The 14,989-nt window shown below is 50.7% G+C and carries 15 protein-coding genes and 1 tRNA gene; 11 read left to right on the forward strand and 5 right to left on the reverse strand.

The window, feature by feature from the left end:
- The first annotated feature begins 274 nt into the window (after positions 1 to 274).
- Entirely contained in the window at positions 275 to 742 is a 468-nt protein-coding gene (locus tag EDC54_RS10420; protein WP_132455891.1) for an outer membrane lipoprotein, read from the forward strand.
- Between the two features lie 295 nt (positions 743 to 1,037).
- Here EDC54_RS10420 and slyA read toward each other — a convergent pair whose 3' ends face one another.
- Both slyA and EDC54_RS10430 read right to left on the reverse strand, forming a co-directional pair.
- Complete coding sequence (gene slyA / locus EDC54_RS10425; protein ID WP_132455893.1) at positions 1,038 to 1,475, reverse strand: transcriptional regulator SlyA; 438 nt, start codon at positions 1,473 to 1,475, stop codon at positions 1,038 to 1,040.
- Between the two features lie 230 nt (positions 1,476 to 1,705).
- Positions 1,706 to 1,945 carry a DUF1289 domain-containing protein gene (locus EDC54_RS10430; protein WP_132455895.1) on the reverse strand — a complete coding sequence of 80 codons (240 nt, stop codon included), beginning with the start codon at positions 1,943 to 1,945 and terminating at the stop codon, positions 1,706 to 1,708.
- Between the two features lie 290 nt (positions 1,946 to 2,235).
- On the opposite strand from EDC54_RS10430, the gene gloA reads away from it, so the two are divergent.
- Positions 2,236 to 2,643 (forward strand): lactoylglutathione lyase, encoded by a 408-nt coding sequence (gloA, locus tag EDC54_RS10435; RefSeq protein ID WP_132455897.1) that lies wholly within the window; start codon positions 2,236 to 2,238, stop codon positions 2,641 to 2,643.
- 151 nt (positions 2,644 to 2,794) lie between these two features.
- Positions 2,795 to 3,472 carry a ribonuclease T gene (gene rnt / locus EDC54_RS10440; RefSeq protein WP_132455899.1) on the forward strand — a complete coding sequence of 226 codons (678 nt, stop codon included), beginning with the start codon at positions 2,795 to 2,797 and terminating at the stop codon, positions 3,470 to 3,472.
- Between the two features lie 82 nt (positions 3,473 to 3,554).
- Here rnt and EDC54_RS10445 read toward each other — a convergent pair whose 3' ends face one another.
- Positions 3,555 to 3,905: a Grx4 family monothiol glutaredoxin gene (locus tag EDC54_RS10445; protein WP_132455901.1), complete on the reverse strand. Its 351-nt coding sequence runs from the start codon at positions 3,903 to 3,905 to the stop codon at positions 3,555 to 3,557.
- Between the two features lie 474 nt (positions 3,906 to 4,379).
- Positions 4,380 to 4,469 carry a cytochrome bd-I oxidase subunit CydH gene (cydH, locus tag EDC54_RS10450; protein ID WP_132455903.1) on the reverse strand — a complete coding sequence of 30 codons (90 nt, stop codon included), beginning with the start codon at positions 4,467 to 4,469 and terminating at the stop codon, positions 4,380 to 4,382.
- A 365-nt stretch (positions 4,470 to 4,834) separates the two neighbouring features.
- On the opposite strand from cydH, the gene purR reads away from it, so the two are divergent.
- Together purR and cfa are read left to right on the forward strand one after the other, a co-directional pair.
- The gene (gene purR / locus EDC54_RS10455) at positions 4,835 to 5,860 is read left to right on the forward strand and encodes an HTH-type transcriptional repressor PurR (RefSeq protein WP_132455905.1); all 1,026 of its coding nucleotides are present in this window, start codon (positions 4,835 to 4,837) and stop codon (positions 5,858 to 5,860) included.
- Positions 5,861 to 6,281: 421 nt separating this feature from the next.
- Entirely contained in the window at positions 6,282 to 7,433 is a 1,152-nt protein-coding gene (gene cfa / locus EDC54_RS10460) for a cyclopropane fatty acyl phospholipid synthase (RefSeq protein ID WP_132455907.1), read from the forward strand.
- A gap of 59 nt (positions 7,434 to 7,492) precedes the next feature.
- On the opposite strand, the gene EDC54_RS10465 is transcribed toward cfa, so the two are convergent.
- Positions 7,493 to 8,128, reverse strand: a complete 636-nt coding sequence (locus tag EDC54_RS10465; protein ID WP_132455909.1) for a riboflavin synthase subunit alpha — start codon at positions 8,126 to 8,128, stop codon at positions 7,493 to 7,495.
- Positions 8,129 to 8,428: 300 nt separating this feature from the next.
- Between EDC54_RS10465 and EDC54_RS10470 the strand changes: the two genes are divergently transcribed.
- The 6 genes from EDC54_RS10470 (at position 8,429) to EDC54_RS10495 (ending at position 14,902) form a co-directional block, all read left to right on the forward strand.
- Positions 8,429 to 9,802, forward strand: coding sequence for an MATE family efflux transporter (locus EDC54_RS10470; protein ID WP_132455911.1), 1,374 nt, complete (start codon positions 8,429 to 8,431; stop codon positions 9,800 to 9,802).
- A gap of 270 nt (positions 9,803 to 10,072) precedes the next feature.
- A tRNA-Val gene (locus EDC54_RS10475) sits at positions 10,073 to 10,149 on the forward strand.
- Between the two features lie 304 nt (positions 10,150 to 10,453).
- Positions 10,454 to 12,007 carry an L-lactate permease gene (locus EDC54_RS10480; RefSeq protein WP_132455913.1) on the forward strand — a complete coding sequence of 518 codons (1,554 nt, stop codon included), beginning with the start codon at positions 10,454 to 10,456 and terminating at the stop codon, positions 12,005 to 12,007.
- Positions 12,008 to 12,053: 46 nt separating this feature from the next.
- Positions 12,054 to 12,773: a (Fe-S)-binding protein gene (locus tag EDC54_RS10485; RefSeq protein ID WP_132455915.1), complete on the forward strand. Its 720-nt coding sequence runs from the start codon at positions 12,054 to 12,056 to the stop codon at positions 12,771 to 12,773.
- 9 nt (positions 12,774 to 12,782) lie between these two features.
- A complete protein-coding gene (locus EDC54_RS10490; protein ID WP_132455917.1) occupies positions 12,783 to 14,204 on the forward strand; it encodes a LutB/LldF family L-lactate oxidation iron-sulfur protein in 1,422 nt (473 codons plus the stop codon).
- Positions 14,204 to 14,902, forward strand: coding sequence for a LutC/YkgG family protein (locus EDC54_RS10495; protein WP_132455919.1), 699 nt, complete (start codon positions 14,204 to 14,206; stop codon positions 14,900 to 14,902). The genes EDC54_RS10490 and EDC54_RS10495 overlap by 1 nt, the downstream gene beginning before the upstream one ends.
- Positions 14,903 to 14,989 lie beyond the last annotated feature (87 nt).

A 14,989-nucleotide genomic window follows, 5' to 3' on the forward strand; every position in this document is an offset into this window, starting at 1 on the left:
ACGTTAACACGCTGAATTATTAAATTTTTCTATTTCTGCCACACGCGTGCATTTTAACCTGACGAAGGGACTGAACATCTTTGCGACAAAAAACACGCCTTCGCTGTGTTATTTCTCTCTACGTTTACGCACGATTTAACCACGCGCTTGTATTCTGAAAAAAAGAGTAAAAATAGTGGCATGCTATACTGAGCCAGACCATAATTTACGGGTATACATTGCGTCGGCAGCGGTTGAGCCAGCCCGACATCTTTGCGACTAAGGAGCCTTTATTATGATGAAGCGTTTACTTGTAGTAACCCTTGCAGGTATCACGCTTGCTGGTTGTGCCAATACCAGTACGCTTTCCGGCGATGTTTACAGCGCATCGGAAGCGAAACAGGTGCAAACCGTTACATACGGGACCATTGTTTCGACTCGCCCGGTGCAAATTCAGGCGGGAGAGAATTCTGACGTTATCGGCGCGTTGGGGGGGGCGGTGCTGGGAGGCTTTCTGGGCAATACTCTCGGTGGCGGCACGGGTCGTAGTCTGGCGACAGCCGCAGGCGCAGTGGCAGGCGGCGTAGCGGGTCAAAGCGCAACGGGCGCGCTGAACCGCACACAAGGCATTGAACTGGAAATTCGCCGTGATGATGGCAGCACCATCATGGTAGTGCAGAAACAGGGCGATACCAAGTTCAGCGTAGGACAGCGCGTTGCAATGTCCAGCAACGGTCGCAGCGTTACCGTTTCACCGCGCTAAACATGACGTGACGATCGCTGATGTTTACAGCGATCGTCACAATGAACCATCAATTCCCGGCAGATACGCATCTCAAGCTGGAACTCCCTACTACATGACTTGTGCCCCAGTAACATCCTTCAGCAAACAGACCAAGCCACATTGTCCGCTCGAACGCGGCCCGCAGGCAGAAGTCAACCGAGCAGGACAATGTTTCCATTGATCAAAACGAAGACTAACGTTTTGTCTGAAACTCGAATGATGTTGAGTAAAATATTGCGGGATTTAATTCTCCATTTGCGTAAGTCAAATTTCGCTACGCTTGATTGTCATGCAATGCCAATATATTTTTCTCAAGGCGCGCAACCAGCAACGCTAATTCATCGACCTGCTCTGGCGTAATACCAAATAGCACTTCGCTACGCGTATGACTAATTACGTTATTGACCGCCTGAATTATCGGTTCAGCGGCTTCGGTCAGCATAATACGTTTTGCCCGACGATCGTGTGAACAAACGTGACGAGTGATCAGCCCTTTTTCCTCAAGCTGATCCAGCGTCCGAACTAATGAAGGTTGCTCAATCCCAATCGCTTTAGCCAATTGAATTTGTGACTGACCTGGCGGCAAATGATATATGTTATGCAGCGTAACCCAATGCGTCTGTGTCAGTTCAAGCGGTTTTAAACGATGATCGACCAGTGCACGCCAAACACGCACCAGACGGGCTAAATCAGATCCTAATGGCAATTCCATCACCTCTCCTTATTGTTAGCACGCTAATTTACATCCCTGGATTGCAATCAACTCTGATTTATAAAATGAAAAACGACTTTATTGTTGTAGAAAATAGAACTATCGCGGAACGGATTCTATCAAATAAAAATCTTTTAAAAATGATCTTAAGCCTATTTTATTCAGTCGAAGCGCTTCTGCGGCGCTTAAACAAAACTTTCAGTAAAAAAAATTCAGTAAGACAAGATAATCTAAAACAATGATGGCTGATTGGACTCTGCGGGCATATCAGTTTTATCTGAACGATTTAATCGTCTCAGTCTCTGTCGACACAGACGCAGCACATCCTGTTTTTGCGTATCACTCATTTGTCCCCAATGAAAGCGTTCATGGCGGTTGCGAAGGCAACCACGGCAATACCCGCGTTCATCCGTCTGACAAATGCCACGACAAGGATTAGGGACGGCAAAGAGTTCAAGTTGCTCTGGCACAATATCCCCCCCTTCTACCCTGCTATTTATTGAAGCCCCGTTCTTGATTGCTGGCAAGTGCCGACAGACGCTAATAACCCCAATAATTAGGTAACCATTGTATTCATTGACGATTTTCTACTATTGCACGGCAGGAGAAAACAGTCCTCACGTATTCGTTACGCCCGCCAATATACGTTTTAACACAAACCTCACTACAGTGTCGCATTTTTAGCATCATCGCAACAGTTTGGACTCTACGGAGGCACGGCGTTATACTTCCCTTTTGTAGCATTTTTAACGAGGATATTATGCGTTTACTTCACACCATGCTGCGTGTAGGCGATTTACAGCGCGCGATTGATTTCTATACTCAGGTTCTGGGAATGCGTGTATTACGTACCAGCGAGAACACCGAATACAAATACACGCTGGCTTTCGTCGGTTATCAGGAAGAAAGCGAAGGCGCGGTAATCGAGCTGACCTACAATTGGGGTGTGGATAGCTACGATCTGGGCAATGCATACGGTCACATCGCGCTGGGCGTTGACGATGTGGCGGCCACCTGCGAACGTATCCGCAAAGCGGGCGGCAACGTAACACGGGAAGCCGGCCCGGTCAAAGGTGGTACAACCATCATCGCTTTTATTGAAGATCCAGACGGTTATAAAATTGAACTGATCGAAAACGCCCACTCCGGTAAAGGCCTCGGTCACTAATTCCCCCGCACAACACAGGTGCTGTGTCGGCACCTGTTCTTTCCCCGCCCTTTTCCCGTCTTTTCCTCCGGTTGAAATGGCCGCGGCATGCTGCATCTCCCGTCAAAGTTTGTAATAATGCGCGCTGCGTTTTCTGAGAATTAAGAGACTAATGGCTGATAAAAGTGATCTGAACGCCCTGAGCGGTCGTTTCCGCGGGTTTTACCCGGTAGTGATTGATGTTGAAACCGCTGGATTTAATGCGAAAACCGATGCCTTGCTGGAAGTTGCAGCGGTAACATTAAAAATGGATCAAGACGGTTGGTTGCAGTCAGATGAAACCCTGCATTTCCATGTCGCTCCCTTTGAAGGCGCGATCCTGGAACCGGCTGCGCTGGCGTTTAACGGCATTGACCCCGCTAACCCGCTGCGTGGTGCGGTGAGTGAATATGAGGCGCTACACGAAATATTCAAGGTCGTGCGTAAAGGGATTAAGGATCAAGGCTGCAACCGGGCAATCATCGTCGCGCATAATGCCACCTTCGATCACAGTTTTATCATGGCCGCCGCAGAACGCTGTAGCCTGAAGCGTAATCCATTTCACCCTTTCGCTACTTTCGATACCGCTGCGCTCAGCGGGCTGGTTTTAGGCCAAACGGTGCTGGCCAAAGCCTGTATCACCGCCGGTATTCCATTTGACGCCAGTCAGGCGCATTCCGCCTTATATGATACTAACCAGACAGCCCTGTTGTTCTGTGAATTGGTTAACCGCTGGAAACGTCTGGGTGGGTGGCCGATTGCACCGGATGAAAATGCCCAGAAAGAGCCGTCGGTCAAGGGAAGAGCATAAAAAACGGGTGCGCATGGCACCCGCTTAATTCCCGTCACACCGGCATAAACGCGCCCGGTGTGATAATACGCTGGCTGAAAAATTACTCTTGATCGGCCTGCTGCGCTTTGTATTTATCTGCCGTCTCTTTGATCAGCTGTTGCAGTTCACCACGCTGATACATTTCAATCACGATATCACAACCGCCTACCAGCTCGCCGTCTACCCACAATTGAGGGAATGTCGGCCAGTTCGCATACTTCGGCAGTTCCGCTCGAATATCCGGATTCTGTAAGATATCAACATAAGCAAAACGTTCGCCACATGAAGACAAAGCCTGAACGGCCTGTGCGGAAAAACCGCAGCTCGGCAGCTTTGGAGAACCTTTCATGTACAACAGAATCGGGTTTTCAGCAATCTGACGCTGAATTTTTTCAATTGTCGGTGTTGTCATCTTCTTGCTTCCTTAAATCTATAGGTGGTTGGCGCCCACAGGCCAACCATGAGTCGCCACCAGATAGTATGGCAACGACATTGACTCGATGACATTGTACCGATGCCGGCAGCCACAAAAAAACGCCATTTTTTGTAGGGTTATATTCTTCTCATGCACATGATTGTTACTGCAATCAACGCCAAAGCCGCGGCTCAATCAAACCCAAAAACAAACCATAATACTTTTTTACTATTTTTGATTAATACAGCGCCAACGACTTTTCATCATGCGTTTATCAGAAATACTGCACGGATTGTTGAAAGGAACAGATAAAAAAACACTTCCCGGATCATGTCAGATCACCGGCATGGACAGCCTGACGCCAAAACAACTGCGCCTCCAAAAGAGGCGCGGATAAAAAAAGCGTTTCGGTTCAGAAAGGATCGCCATCCCGCGCACGGCGAACGAAATGTATCACTTGCGCAATGCCGCTCAGTTCAGCACGGCAACAAAACTAAATACGATGATTACCGCCAGCGCGCCGACCGTTGTCAACAGAGACATCTTCAGATTTGTATCCATAAACCACTCCTTACTTTGCAATCACATTCATTCGAAAGGGCTAGCTTAAACCCGTTTAAGTCAGTGTCGCCATAAAAACAGAATCAGAATGATTTTTTCATATTTCGGGTAAAAAATCCCGGACCGATGCCTCACTAATAGCACAAATTAGTCCTTCCCCTTTCACGATAAATCGGACACAATCCGCTGTTTACGAAAACGCTGCGTAACCGTCGAAAAACGTCAACCCAGATCCCTTCGGTGTAACATTCGGCATTCTCCTTCTGAAATACTGTTTATTCACTTGGAAGAAGAATTTAAAACGTAGGCAAACGATTAACAATATACTTACGTCTGTAACAAGTAAGTCCAGGAGTCATTTGTAGATGGCAACGATTAAAGATGTGGCAAAACGTGCTGGCGTTTCCACCACAACCGTATCGCACGTGATCAATAAAACACGTTTCGTCGCCGAAGAGACCAAGGCCGCCGTCAGGGCAGCAATCAAAGAATTGCACTATTCACCCAGCGCCGTCGCTCGCAGCCTCAAAGTTAATCACACCAAATCCATCGGGTTGCTAGCCACATCCAGCGAAGCGCCCTATTTCGCCGAGATCATTGAAGCCATTGAGAATAGCTGTTATGCCAAAGGCTATACGCTGATATTGTGTAATTCCCATAATGATATCGCTAAACAGCGCGCCTATCTTTCCATGCTGGCACAAAAACGCGTTGATGGCCTGTTGGTGATGTGCGCCGAATATCCACCTGAGCTCTTAGCCATGCTGGAAGATTATCGTGGTATCCCGATGGTCGTTATGGACTGGGGCCAGGCACACAACGATTTCACCGATACGATTATTGATAATGCCTTTGAAGGCGGCTATATGGCTGGCCGCTACCTCATTGAACGCGGCCATCGCGATATTGGCGCCATTCCCGGTATTCAGGAACGGAACACCGGAAGTGGTCGCTATCTCGGTTTTTTAAAAGCGTTGAAGGAAGCCGATATCAGCCTACGTGAAGAGTGGGTGGTTCAGGGGGATTTCGAACCTGAATCTGGTTATAAAGCCATGCACCGGATCCTCTCACAGAAACAGCGTCCAACAGCCGTGTTCTGCGGCGGCGACATAATGGCGATGGGCGCTATCTGCGCCGCGGACGAACTGGGGTTACGCGTGCCGCAGGATATTTCGGTGATCGGTTATGACAATGTACGCCATGCCCGTTTCTTCACGCCTGCGCTGACTACCATTCATCAGCCCAAAGAGCGGCTGGGCCAGTCGGCTTTCGCCATGTTGCTGGATCGTATTACCAGCAAACGCGAAGATGCTCAGGTCATTGAAGTGCATCCGACGCTGATTGAACGCCGCTCTGTCGCCGACGGCCCGTTCCGCGATTACCGTCGTTAGTCGCTGCGAGATCGCACGACGACTTTTCTTATTTTTTCCGGTTTTCATCTTTTGCTTCAGCCAATGTGCTTGTACGCTGGCTGAAGCAGTCATAAACTGAATTCTGCTTTTAACGCGGCAAAGCCGCTACTCCTATAAGTATTACAATCCGTCGTCATGTTATGGCCATATCGGCCATGTATTTTAATCGCAAACGGACGTGCGGCTTTCATCGATCAATGTGCAATGTGCGTTTCTGATGAGCGTCTGTAGAACTTTCTCTGGGTTTTCTATCCGATAACCGGACGCGTATTGGCATCAATCACGTCCCTGTCGTTTGACATTTTTTGCCGGCATCACCGTCAGTGGGACAGACCTAGACCATGCGGTCGCAGTCCAGCCAATGTGTATGCGGCTTAAAGTACAGGTATGGGGAGAAGCGATGAGTTCATGGTCTAGTGAGGAGTGGGGTTGTGATAACGACCCCTGGTGTCAAATCATGCAGGATATGTTGTCTGCGGCGGATATAAGAATCAACGGTTCCCGTCCTTTCGACATTCATGTCAACCATCCTGGGTTTTTTAAACGCGTGTTACGGGAGGGATCGCTGGGGCTGGGAGAAAGCTACATGGATGAGTGGTGGACGTGTGCGCGACTGGATATGTTTTTCCATCGCGTCCTGCTCGCCCAACTGGAGGACAAACTCCCCCGACGTCTACACGACCTGACACGAGTCGCCATCGCCCGCGTGACCAACCTGCAATCGCGCAAGCGTGCCCGTGTGGTCGGTGAAATGCATTACGATTTGGGTAATGACCTCTTTAGCCTCATGTTAGATCCTTACATGCAATATTCCTGTGCTTATTGGAAACAGGCGCAAACGTTGGAACAGGCACAGGAAGATAAACTCAATATGATTTGTGAGAAACTCCAACTCAAACCTGGCATGACGCTACTGGATATCGGCTGTGGCTGGGGAGGATTAGCCGAGTTCGCCGCGCGTCGCTACAAGGTGTCCGTTTACGGCATCACCATATCCAAAGAACAACAGGCGCTGGCGCAGCAGCGCTGTCAGGGTTTGAACGTCACCATTGCGCGGCAGGATTACCGCGATCTCGATCGGCCATTCGACCGCGTGGTATCGGTAGGCATGTTTGAACATGTCGGTCCGCGTAATTATGATCGCTACTTTCACGTCGCGCGCCGCTGCCTCAAACCCGACGGGTTATTCCTGCTGCATACTATCGGAGCCAATAAGACTAACCCGCATATCGACCCCTGGATCAATAAATACATTTTTCCCAACGGCTGCATTCCATCCATACAACACATCGCACAGGCCAGCGAGCCTTATATGGTGATGGAGGACTGGCACAATTTCGGCGCCGACTATGATCGTACCCTCATGGCATGGCATACGCGTTTTCAACAAAGCTGGCCCCAGCTTTCTACACGCTACTCCTCCCGCTTCCATCGGATGTTCAGTTACTATCTGAATGCTTGCGCAGGCGCGTTCAGAGCGAGAGATCTCCAGCTTTGGCAAATCGTATTCAGTCGAAATGGGATTGACGGCGGGTTACGCGTTCCGCGTTGACAAAAAAGGAAAACCGGATGGCGGCCGCTATCCGGTTTAACAGCCTAAGGATGCGGAATTCAATCCTCATGGGTTGCGTCGTTTGCCTGCTTACTGGCCAACACCCGCTCTACCGTATCCACCACGGCCTGCGTTTGTGGATCGATTTCGATATTAACGTGATGTCCAAGGCGTTTCTGTCCCAGCGTAGTGCGGCTCAACGTTTCCGGAATCAAATGCACACAAAAACGTCCTCGTGTCACTTCGCCTACCGTCAGGCTGATGCCGTCAATCCCGATGAAACCCTTATGCAACACATATCTCATCAGCGCTTCATCCGCCAGCCGGAACCAGATCTGATAATTGTTTTCAGAAACCTGAATTCTCACCACTTCCGCAGTACACATGATGTGACCCGACATCATGTGTCCACCAATTTCATCGCCAAATTTTGCCGCCCGTTCAATATTGACCATATCGCCTTCTTGCAACTGGCCCAAATTCGTCAGGCGTAAGGTTTCCCTCATGAGGTCAAAGCTGACGCGATCGCCTTCAATAGACGTGACCGTCAGACAGCAGCCGTTGTGTGCGACTGAAGCGCCAGGCGCAAGCCCTGACAAGAGTTCCGGCGCGAGTTGAATAACGTGTGTACGGAAATTGGATTTTTCTTCAATCGACACCACACGCGCAGTGCCCTGAACAATACCGGTGAACATACGGTTTGCCTCTTAGCTACAAAGGAATGACTGCGTGCAGTGTGCACGATATTCCCCGGAAAACAAACGGGAATAGCGCATTAACGACCACGGCAAGCGCTGCGTAAAAGCAGATATATTCATTCTCACGCTGATTTATTTTCATTACACCGCTACAATACCTGTTCCGCTTCATTCCGAACGGCTTTCACATCCCGAACATTCATTCTGCTATATCTTCATCGTTCAAGAAACCCGTGCTCACGCAGCCTGAAATGAAGAATGGTGGGGTATCAAGTTTAATATTCAAGGAAGGTATTCGTGCAACAGTATCTGGCAGAAGCGCGTAAACTCATCGTACTCGCTGTTCCTGTCATCATTGCGCAAGTGTCCCAAACATCAATGGGTGTGGTTGATACGATCATGGCTGGCGCTTATAGCGCCACCGATATGGCCGCCGTTGCTGTGGGAACCTCTATTTGGTTACCCGCCATTCTTTTCGGTCATGGCCTGCTGCTGGCGCTGACGCCGGTTGTCGCACAGCTCAACGGTTCTGGCCGTCGCGATCGTATTGCTCATCAGGTACGGCAATCTTTTTTTCTGGCCGCCGTGATTTCTCTGCTGACCATGCTGGTGCTGTATCAGGGCGAGTATGCCATTAATCTGATGAGCGCCGACGCGCCCGAACTGACGGCAAAAGCCATCGGCTATCTGCACGCGTTATTATGGGGCGTACCCGGCTATCTGTTCTATCAGGTTTTGCGCTGCCAGTGCGAAGGGCTGTCCAAGACCTATCCCGGCATGATGATTGGCTTCATCGGGTTGTTAATCAATATTCCGATTAATTATGCTTTTATCCACGGGAAATTCGGTATGCCTGAATTAGGCGGCGTAGGCTGTGGCGTCGCGACAGCCTCGGTTTACTGGATCATGATGTTATTGATGATGTTCTATACCCGACATGCTGCCTGGCTACGTGATATCCGCCTTCATCGTCCAACCTTTCGCCCCGATTTCGCCATCCTGAAACGCCTGTTTGGTCTCGGATTACCCATTGCGCTGGCACTGCTTTTTGAAGTCACGCTGTTTGCTGTAGTCGCGCTGCTGGTGTTGCCGCTGGGCGTCGTTGACGTCGCCGGTCACCAGATTGCCCTGAACTTCAGTTCCCTGATGTTCGTCCTTCCGCTCTCAATCGGGGTTGCGACAACCATTCGCGTTGGCCATCGCTTAGGAGAAGGCTCAACAGAGGATGCCCGTATTGCCGCGTATACCGGTATCATAACCGGCGTGTTGCTCGCCAGTTGTACCGCAATTTTCACCACGCTGCTGCGTGAACCCATCGCCCTGCTCTACAATCAGGATCCGCTGGTTGTGGCAATGGCCTCGCAGCTCATGCTGCTGGCTGCCATCTACCAAATCTCCGACGCCGTTCAGGTCATCGGCAGCGGCGTATTGCGCGGCTACAAGGATACCCGTTCCATTTTTTATATTACGTTTACGTCGTATTGGGTATTAGGGTTACCGAGCGGTTACCTGCTGGCCTTGACGGACGTCATCGTGCCGCGCATGGGGCCGTCGGGTTTCTGGATTGGTTTCATCATTGGCCTGACAGCCGCGGCGATGATGATGGTAACAAGAATCCGTTTTCTTCAACGTCAACCCGCCGCGCAGATTTTAGCGCGGGCCGCTAAATAACGTTTACCCCGTTGAATATCTGGGTCATTCGGGGTGCGTGAGGGCCATTGGCCCACGCAGGGACCTTTGCCAACGTGGGCCAGGTATTTACGCCAGCAAGGGCCCTGAGTTATTAAAGCAGGATGAATGCCGCCGAAAAAAACGGCGAGATGGATATAAGCGCAGCAGTCGCACCGGCAAGCGCACAAAATTGCACTTTTCCGCTTGCCAGCCGTCACCTCTCCCGCTAGTATGCGTTCCGCTGTCAGACAGACAGTCTGGTTCTAAAATGCGTTCATAGCTCAGTTGGTTAGAGCACCACCTTGACATGGTGGGGGTCGTTGGTTCGAGTCCAATTGAACGCACCATTCTTTGTTTTGCGTTGTCTGATTTTATTCTATCCCGTTTTATTCCTCCTACTTCCCTTTGTACTTCAACGGTCGTTAATCGCGGTTAGTCGAATTCATCCATAGCGATGGTTATATTTAAACATGCAATTAATTAACTAATTTAATTATTGAGTAACTAATATAGCGAAGATTATCCCTTTTTTGTTTCATTTGACCCGATTCAGCTAAAATTACTCAATAACCATGCTTCATATAATGTTTCTGGCTCTACGTTGGTATTCCTTGCTTTTACCCTTCGAAACCAAGCTGTCAGGACATATCTATGCATGATTATTTATATTTTTTGCTGGGTAGTTTTCCGCTCATTGTAATGATTGTTCTTATTCTCAAAATAAAAATACCCATCCACTATGCCGTACTCATTACGCTGGCGCTCACAGCCATCATTACCGCAATTTTTTGGCACACGCCGTTACAAACATTGGGATTAGCCGCCGGCTATGGCGCACTAAAAGGACTTTGGCCAATTGTCATCGTGATTCTGGGGGCCATTTACAGCTATAACCTAATGCAAAAAACGCGCAGCATGGATGTGCTTAGGGATGTCCTTGCCGGCATCAGCGAAGACAAGCGTATCCAGGTGCTATTGATCTCATGGTGTTTCGGCGGGTTTCTCGAAGCCGCTGCCGGATACGGCACGGCGGTCGCGATCCCCATCGGGATCCTGATTGCACTCGGTTTTAATCCGATGAAAGCGGCCATTGCCTCACTGGTGGCGAACACCGTTCCAACCGCATTTGGCGCAGTCGGTATTCCTGTCTCCATTCTGGCCGAGCAGGTGAATCTCCCCGTCACCACACTCAGTGCCACCGTGGTGTTGCAACTGGCGTTATTCAATATTCTGCTGCCTTTCGTTATCGTCGCGATTATTGGCGGAGGAATAAAAGCCATTCGCGGCGTGTTCGCAATCACTCTCGTGTGCGGTATTACGACGCTGGTGCCGCAATATCTGGTTGCCGTTCACCTTGGCGCAGAGCTCCCAGCATTCGCGGGCAGTCTGGTAAGCCTTATCGCCGTGACGTTAATGGCGAAAATGCGCAAGAAAGAAACCGAATCGGTCTATCTTATCGACAGGCCTCAGCATTCTGCGGCCTCAGCCTATTCTGCCAGCCAGTTGCTGCGCGCGTGCGCGATTTATATTCTGATTTTTACCTTTATTCTGCTGTGCTCTCCCCTTTTTCCCTCAATTAAACACGCCGTCTCGCAAATGTCGTCGGTGATCCCGTTCCATCTGACGGAAACGCAAGTTCTCAACCTCAAGATCGACTGGATTGGCACGCCCGGCGTACTGATCATTATCGCGACATTGCTGGGCGGTTTTATTCAGGGCGCCAACCTGATGACCATGCTGAATGTTTTCTTCGGCACGGTAAAACAGCTTAAAAATTCGATCATCGCCATTACCGCCATCGTGGCGATGGCGACCGTTATGGATGTCAGCGGCCTTATCGCCACGCTAGCGCAAACCATGGTGGATATTACCGGCGGAGGGTATCTGTTCATTGCCCCGCTGATCGGCGCATTAGGCACCTTTGTCACCGGTAGCGACACCAATTCCAACGTGCTGTTTGGCAAACTGCAAACCATGGCGGCGGAAAAATTGCACGTCGATCCGGTCTGGCTGGCGGCGGCAAATACCTCAGGGGCGACAGGCGGTAAAATGATATCACCGCAAAGTATCGCTATCGCCGTTTCAGCCACGCGTATGGAAGGTCAAGGCAGCGCGATTATGTCTGGCACGCTGAAATATTGCGGTGTTTACATTGTCATTCTTGGACTCAAGGTCGGTTTAGCGTACTACCTGTTTATGGCCTGACTTAATAACAATAAATCACTCTCTTTTGAGTATGAGGAGTTCTGTCGTGAATGTTAACTTTTTCGTTACCTGTATTGGTGACGCTCTAAAATCCAGTATGGCGCGTAACACCGTGCTACTTCTGGAGCAATTAGGCTGTAACGTGCATTTTCCCGAAAAGCAGTCATGTTGCGGTCAACCCGCCATCAACAGCGGTTATATTAAAAGCGCTATTCCCGGCATGAAAAGCATGATCGCCGCGCTGGAGGAAAATGATGACCCGATCATTTCCCCGGCAGGCTCGTGCATGAATGCTATCCGTCATTATCCCGACTATCTGGCAGAGGAGCCTGAGTGGGCGTTACGCGCCCAGCGCGTAGCCGATCGCATGAAGGATTTAACATCATTTATTGTGCATACGCTCGGGGTGACCGACGTCGGCGCACGCCTGCCGGGGACCGCGGTCTACCATCCTTCCTGTAGCCTATTTCGTAAGCTAGGCGTTCGTGAAGAGCCGATTACGCTGCTCAACCACGTCAAGGGCCTTCAACTGCTGCCGTTTAAGGCGGAAGAAACCTGTTGCGGTTTCGGCGGGACTTTTTCGGTGAAAATGGCCGAAATTTCAGGCGAAATGGTGAAAGAGAAAGTCAGCCATATGACGGAAATTACGCCCGACTACCTGATTGGCGCTGATGTCAGCTGCCTGCTCAACATCGGTGGCCGCCTACAGCGCGAAGGCCATAAAATCAAAGTCATGCATATCGCCGAAGTCCTGATGAGCCGTTAAGGAGAGGATATGAGTCTGAAAACCAGCGAGATTAAATTTAAAGAACGTATCCACATCCAGATCAACAACCCCATTATGCGTAAGGCGGTTGCCAACGCGCAGGAGCGCATCGGCACCAACCGGCAGAAAATGGTCGATGAACTGGGCAATTGGGAGGAATGGCGCGATCGTGCCGCCCAAATCCGTGAGCATGTGCTCAAAAATCTGGATGCTTATCTTTATCAACTGTCGGAAAAAGTGACCGCCAATGGCGGACAGGTTTATTTCGCCAAAACAAAAGAGGATGCCACCCGTTATATTCTCGACGTCGCCAAAGCGAATAACGCCAAAAAAGTTGTAAAAGCGAAATCGATGGTCACGGAAGAGATCGGCATGAACCATGTCCTGCAAGACGCGGGAATCGAGGTCATCGAAACCGATCTCGGTGAATATATTCTGCAATTGGATAAAGACCCGCCCTCTCACGTCGTCGTGCCTGCCATCCATAAGGATCGCTATCAAATTCGCAAAGTGCTGCACGAAAAACTGGGTTATGACGGGCCGGAAACGCCGGAAGCCATGACGCTGTTCATTCGCCAGAAGATCCGTGAGGATTTCCTCAGTGCAGAGGTCGGCGTAACCGGCTGTAATTTTGCCGTCGCGGAAACCGGCTCCATTTGTCTGGTCACCAATGAAGGTAATGCCCGGATGTGCACCACGTTGCCCAAAACACACATTGCGGTGATGGGCATGGAGCGTATCGCCCCTACGTTTGAAGAAGTGGATGTCCTGATCACCATGCTGGCACGTAGCGCGGTCGGGGCGCGTTTAACCGGTTATAACACCTGGCTCACCGGACCGCGTGAGGCCGGACATGTCGATGGCCCGCAGGCGTTCCATCTGGTCATTGTCGACAATGGTCGCTCACAGATACTCGGTTCCGAATTCAGCGACATCCTGCGCTGCATTCGCTGTGGCGCCTGCATCAATACCTGCCCGGCGTATCGTCACATAGGCGGGCACGGTTACGGCTCCATCTATCCCGGCCCGATTGGCGCCGTCATTTCGCCACTATTGGGCGGCTATCGGGACTTCAAGGAGCTCCCCTATGCGTGCTCGCTGTGTACCGCCTGCGACACCGTCTGCCCGGTGCGTATTCCACTTTCGACGCTGATTCTCAAGCATCGTCGTGTCATGGCAGAGAGCGGGATAACGCCAAAAACAGAACAACGCATAACGAAAATGTTTTCCTACGTAAATAGCCATCCGACGCTATGGAAGGTCGGTATGATCGCGGGTGCCCGCGCAGCCAGCATGCTAATCAAAAAAGGCAAAATGCCGATTGAAATTGGCGCGATCGGCGAATGGACCGAAGCACGCGACTTACCGGATGCCGATGGCGAAAGTTTCCGCAGCTGGTTTAAGAAACATCAGGCAAGAGGGAATAAATAATGGAAAACCGAGATAACTTTCTGGCCGACATCGCCCGTCAGCTTGGTCGCAAGGTTCGTCACATCCCCGACCCTTTGCCAACACCCGCTAATAATTATGCCAGCACGCGGCTGACGGAACTGACCCTTCAGCAACGTTGCGACGCATTTACCGATGTCGCCGCCAACGTCATGCTGGCGCACTGCGAGATCGTCAGCGAAGCTGACGCCGCACAGGCCGCTTATCGCCTGTGCGACAAATATGGCCATGCGCCGGTGATCGTCAGCGACGATCGACGTCTGGTTGAATTGGGGATCACTGAATGCTTACAGCGCGAATGCCAGGCGACGGTTTGGGATCCGCGTCTTGGTGAAGAGAACATCCGGCTGGCGGAACAGGCCAAAGTCGGCGTGGTCTATGCGGAGCATGGGTTAACCGAATCTGGTGGCGTGGTGCTCTTTTCCGCACCGGAACGCGGCAGATCCGTCAGCCTGCTGCCGGAATCCTCAATTTTTGTAATACGCAAAAGCACGCTGTTACCGCGCGTCGCCCAATTGGCTCAGCGCCTCCATCAGATGGCGCAAAACGGTGAGCGAATGCCGTCTTGCATCAATATCATTGGCGGCCCCAGCTCCACCGCCGATATTGAGCTCATCAAAGTTGTCGGCGTCCACGGCCCGATTCACGCAGCCTACCTTATCATTGAAGACTGCGAATAGCCGTTGCCTGTGTGGATAAAAGTAAAAGGCCGGAGCGCGCTGCATGCGCCCCGGCCTTTATGTATCAATCACGTCATTGTGTTATCA

The sequence above is a fragment of the Samsonia erythrinae genome, assembly GCF_004342665.1.
Classification (GTDB): domain Bacteria; phylum Pseudomonadota; class Gammaproteobacteria; order Enterobacterales; family Enterobacteriaceae; genus Samsonia; species Samsonia erythrinae.

Excerpts from the sequence above, each read along its gene's own strand:
- EDC54_RS10420 (WP_132455891.1), top strand. The coding sequence starts at position 275 with ATGATGAAGCGTTTACTTGTAGTAACCCTTGCAGGTATCACGCTTGCT.
- slyA (WP_132455893.1), bottom strand. The coding sequence starts at position 1,475 with ATGGAATTGCCATTAGGATCTGATTTAGCCCGTCTGGTGCGTGTTTGG.
- gloA (WP_132455897.1), top strand. The coding sequence starts at position 2,236 with ATGCGTTTACTTCACACCATGCTGCGTGTAGGCGATTTACAGCGCGCG.
- rnt (WP_132455899.1), top strand. The coding sequence starts at position 2,795 with ATGGCTGATAAAAGTGATCTGAACGCCCTGAGCGGTCGTTTCCGCGGG.
- EDC54_RS10445 (WP_132455901.1), bottom strand. The coding sequence starts at position 3,905 with ATGACAACACCGACAATTGAAAAAATTCAGCGTCAGATTGCTGAAAAC.
- cydH (WP_132455903.1), bottom strand. The coding sequence starts at position 4,469 with ATGGATACAAATCTGAAGATGTCTCTGTTGACAACGGTCGGCGCGCTG.
- purR (WP_132455905.1), top strand. The coding sequence starts at position 4,835 with ATGGCAACGATTAAAGATGTGGCAAAACGTGCTGGCGTTTCCACCACA.
- cfa (WP_132455907.1), top strand. The coding sequence starts at position 6,282 with ATGAGTTCATGGTCTAGTGAGGAGTGGGGTTGTGATAACGACCCCTGG.
- EDC54_RS10465 (WP_132455909.1), bottom strand. The coding sequence starts at position 8,128 with ATGTTCACCGGTATTGTTCAGGGCACTGCGCGTGTGGTGTCGATTGAA.
- EDC54_RS10480 (WP_132455913.1), top strand. The coding sequence starts at position 10,454 with ATGCATGATTATTTATATTTTTTGCTGGGTAGTTTTCCGCTCATTGTA.
- EDC54_RS10490 (WP_132455917.1), top strand. The coding sequence starts at position 12,783 with ATGAGTCTGAAAACCAGCGAGATTAAATTTAAAGAACGTATCCACATC.
- EDC54_RS10495 (WP_132455919.1), top strand. The coding sequence starts at position 14,204 with ATGGAAAACCGAGATAACTTTCTGGCCGACATCGCCCGTCAGCTTGGT.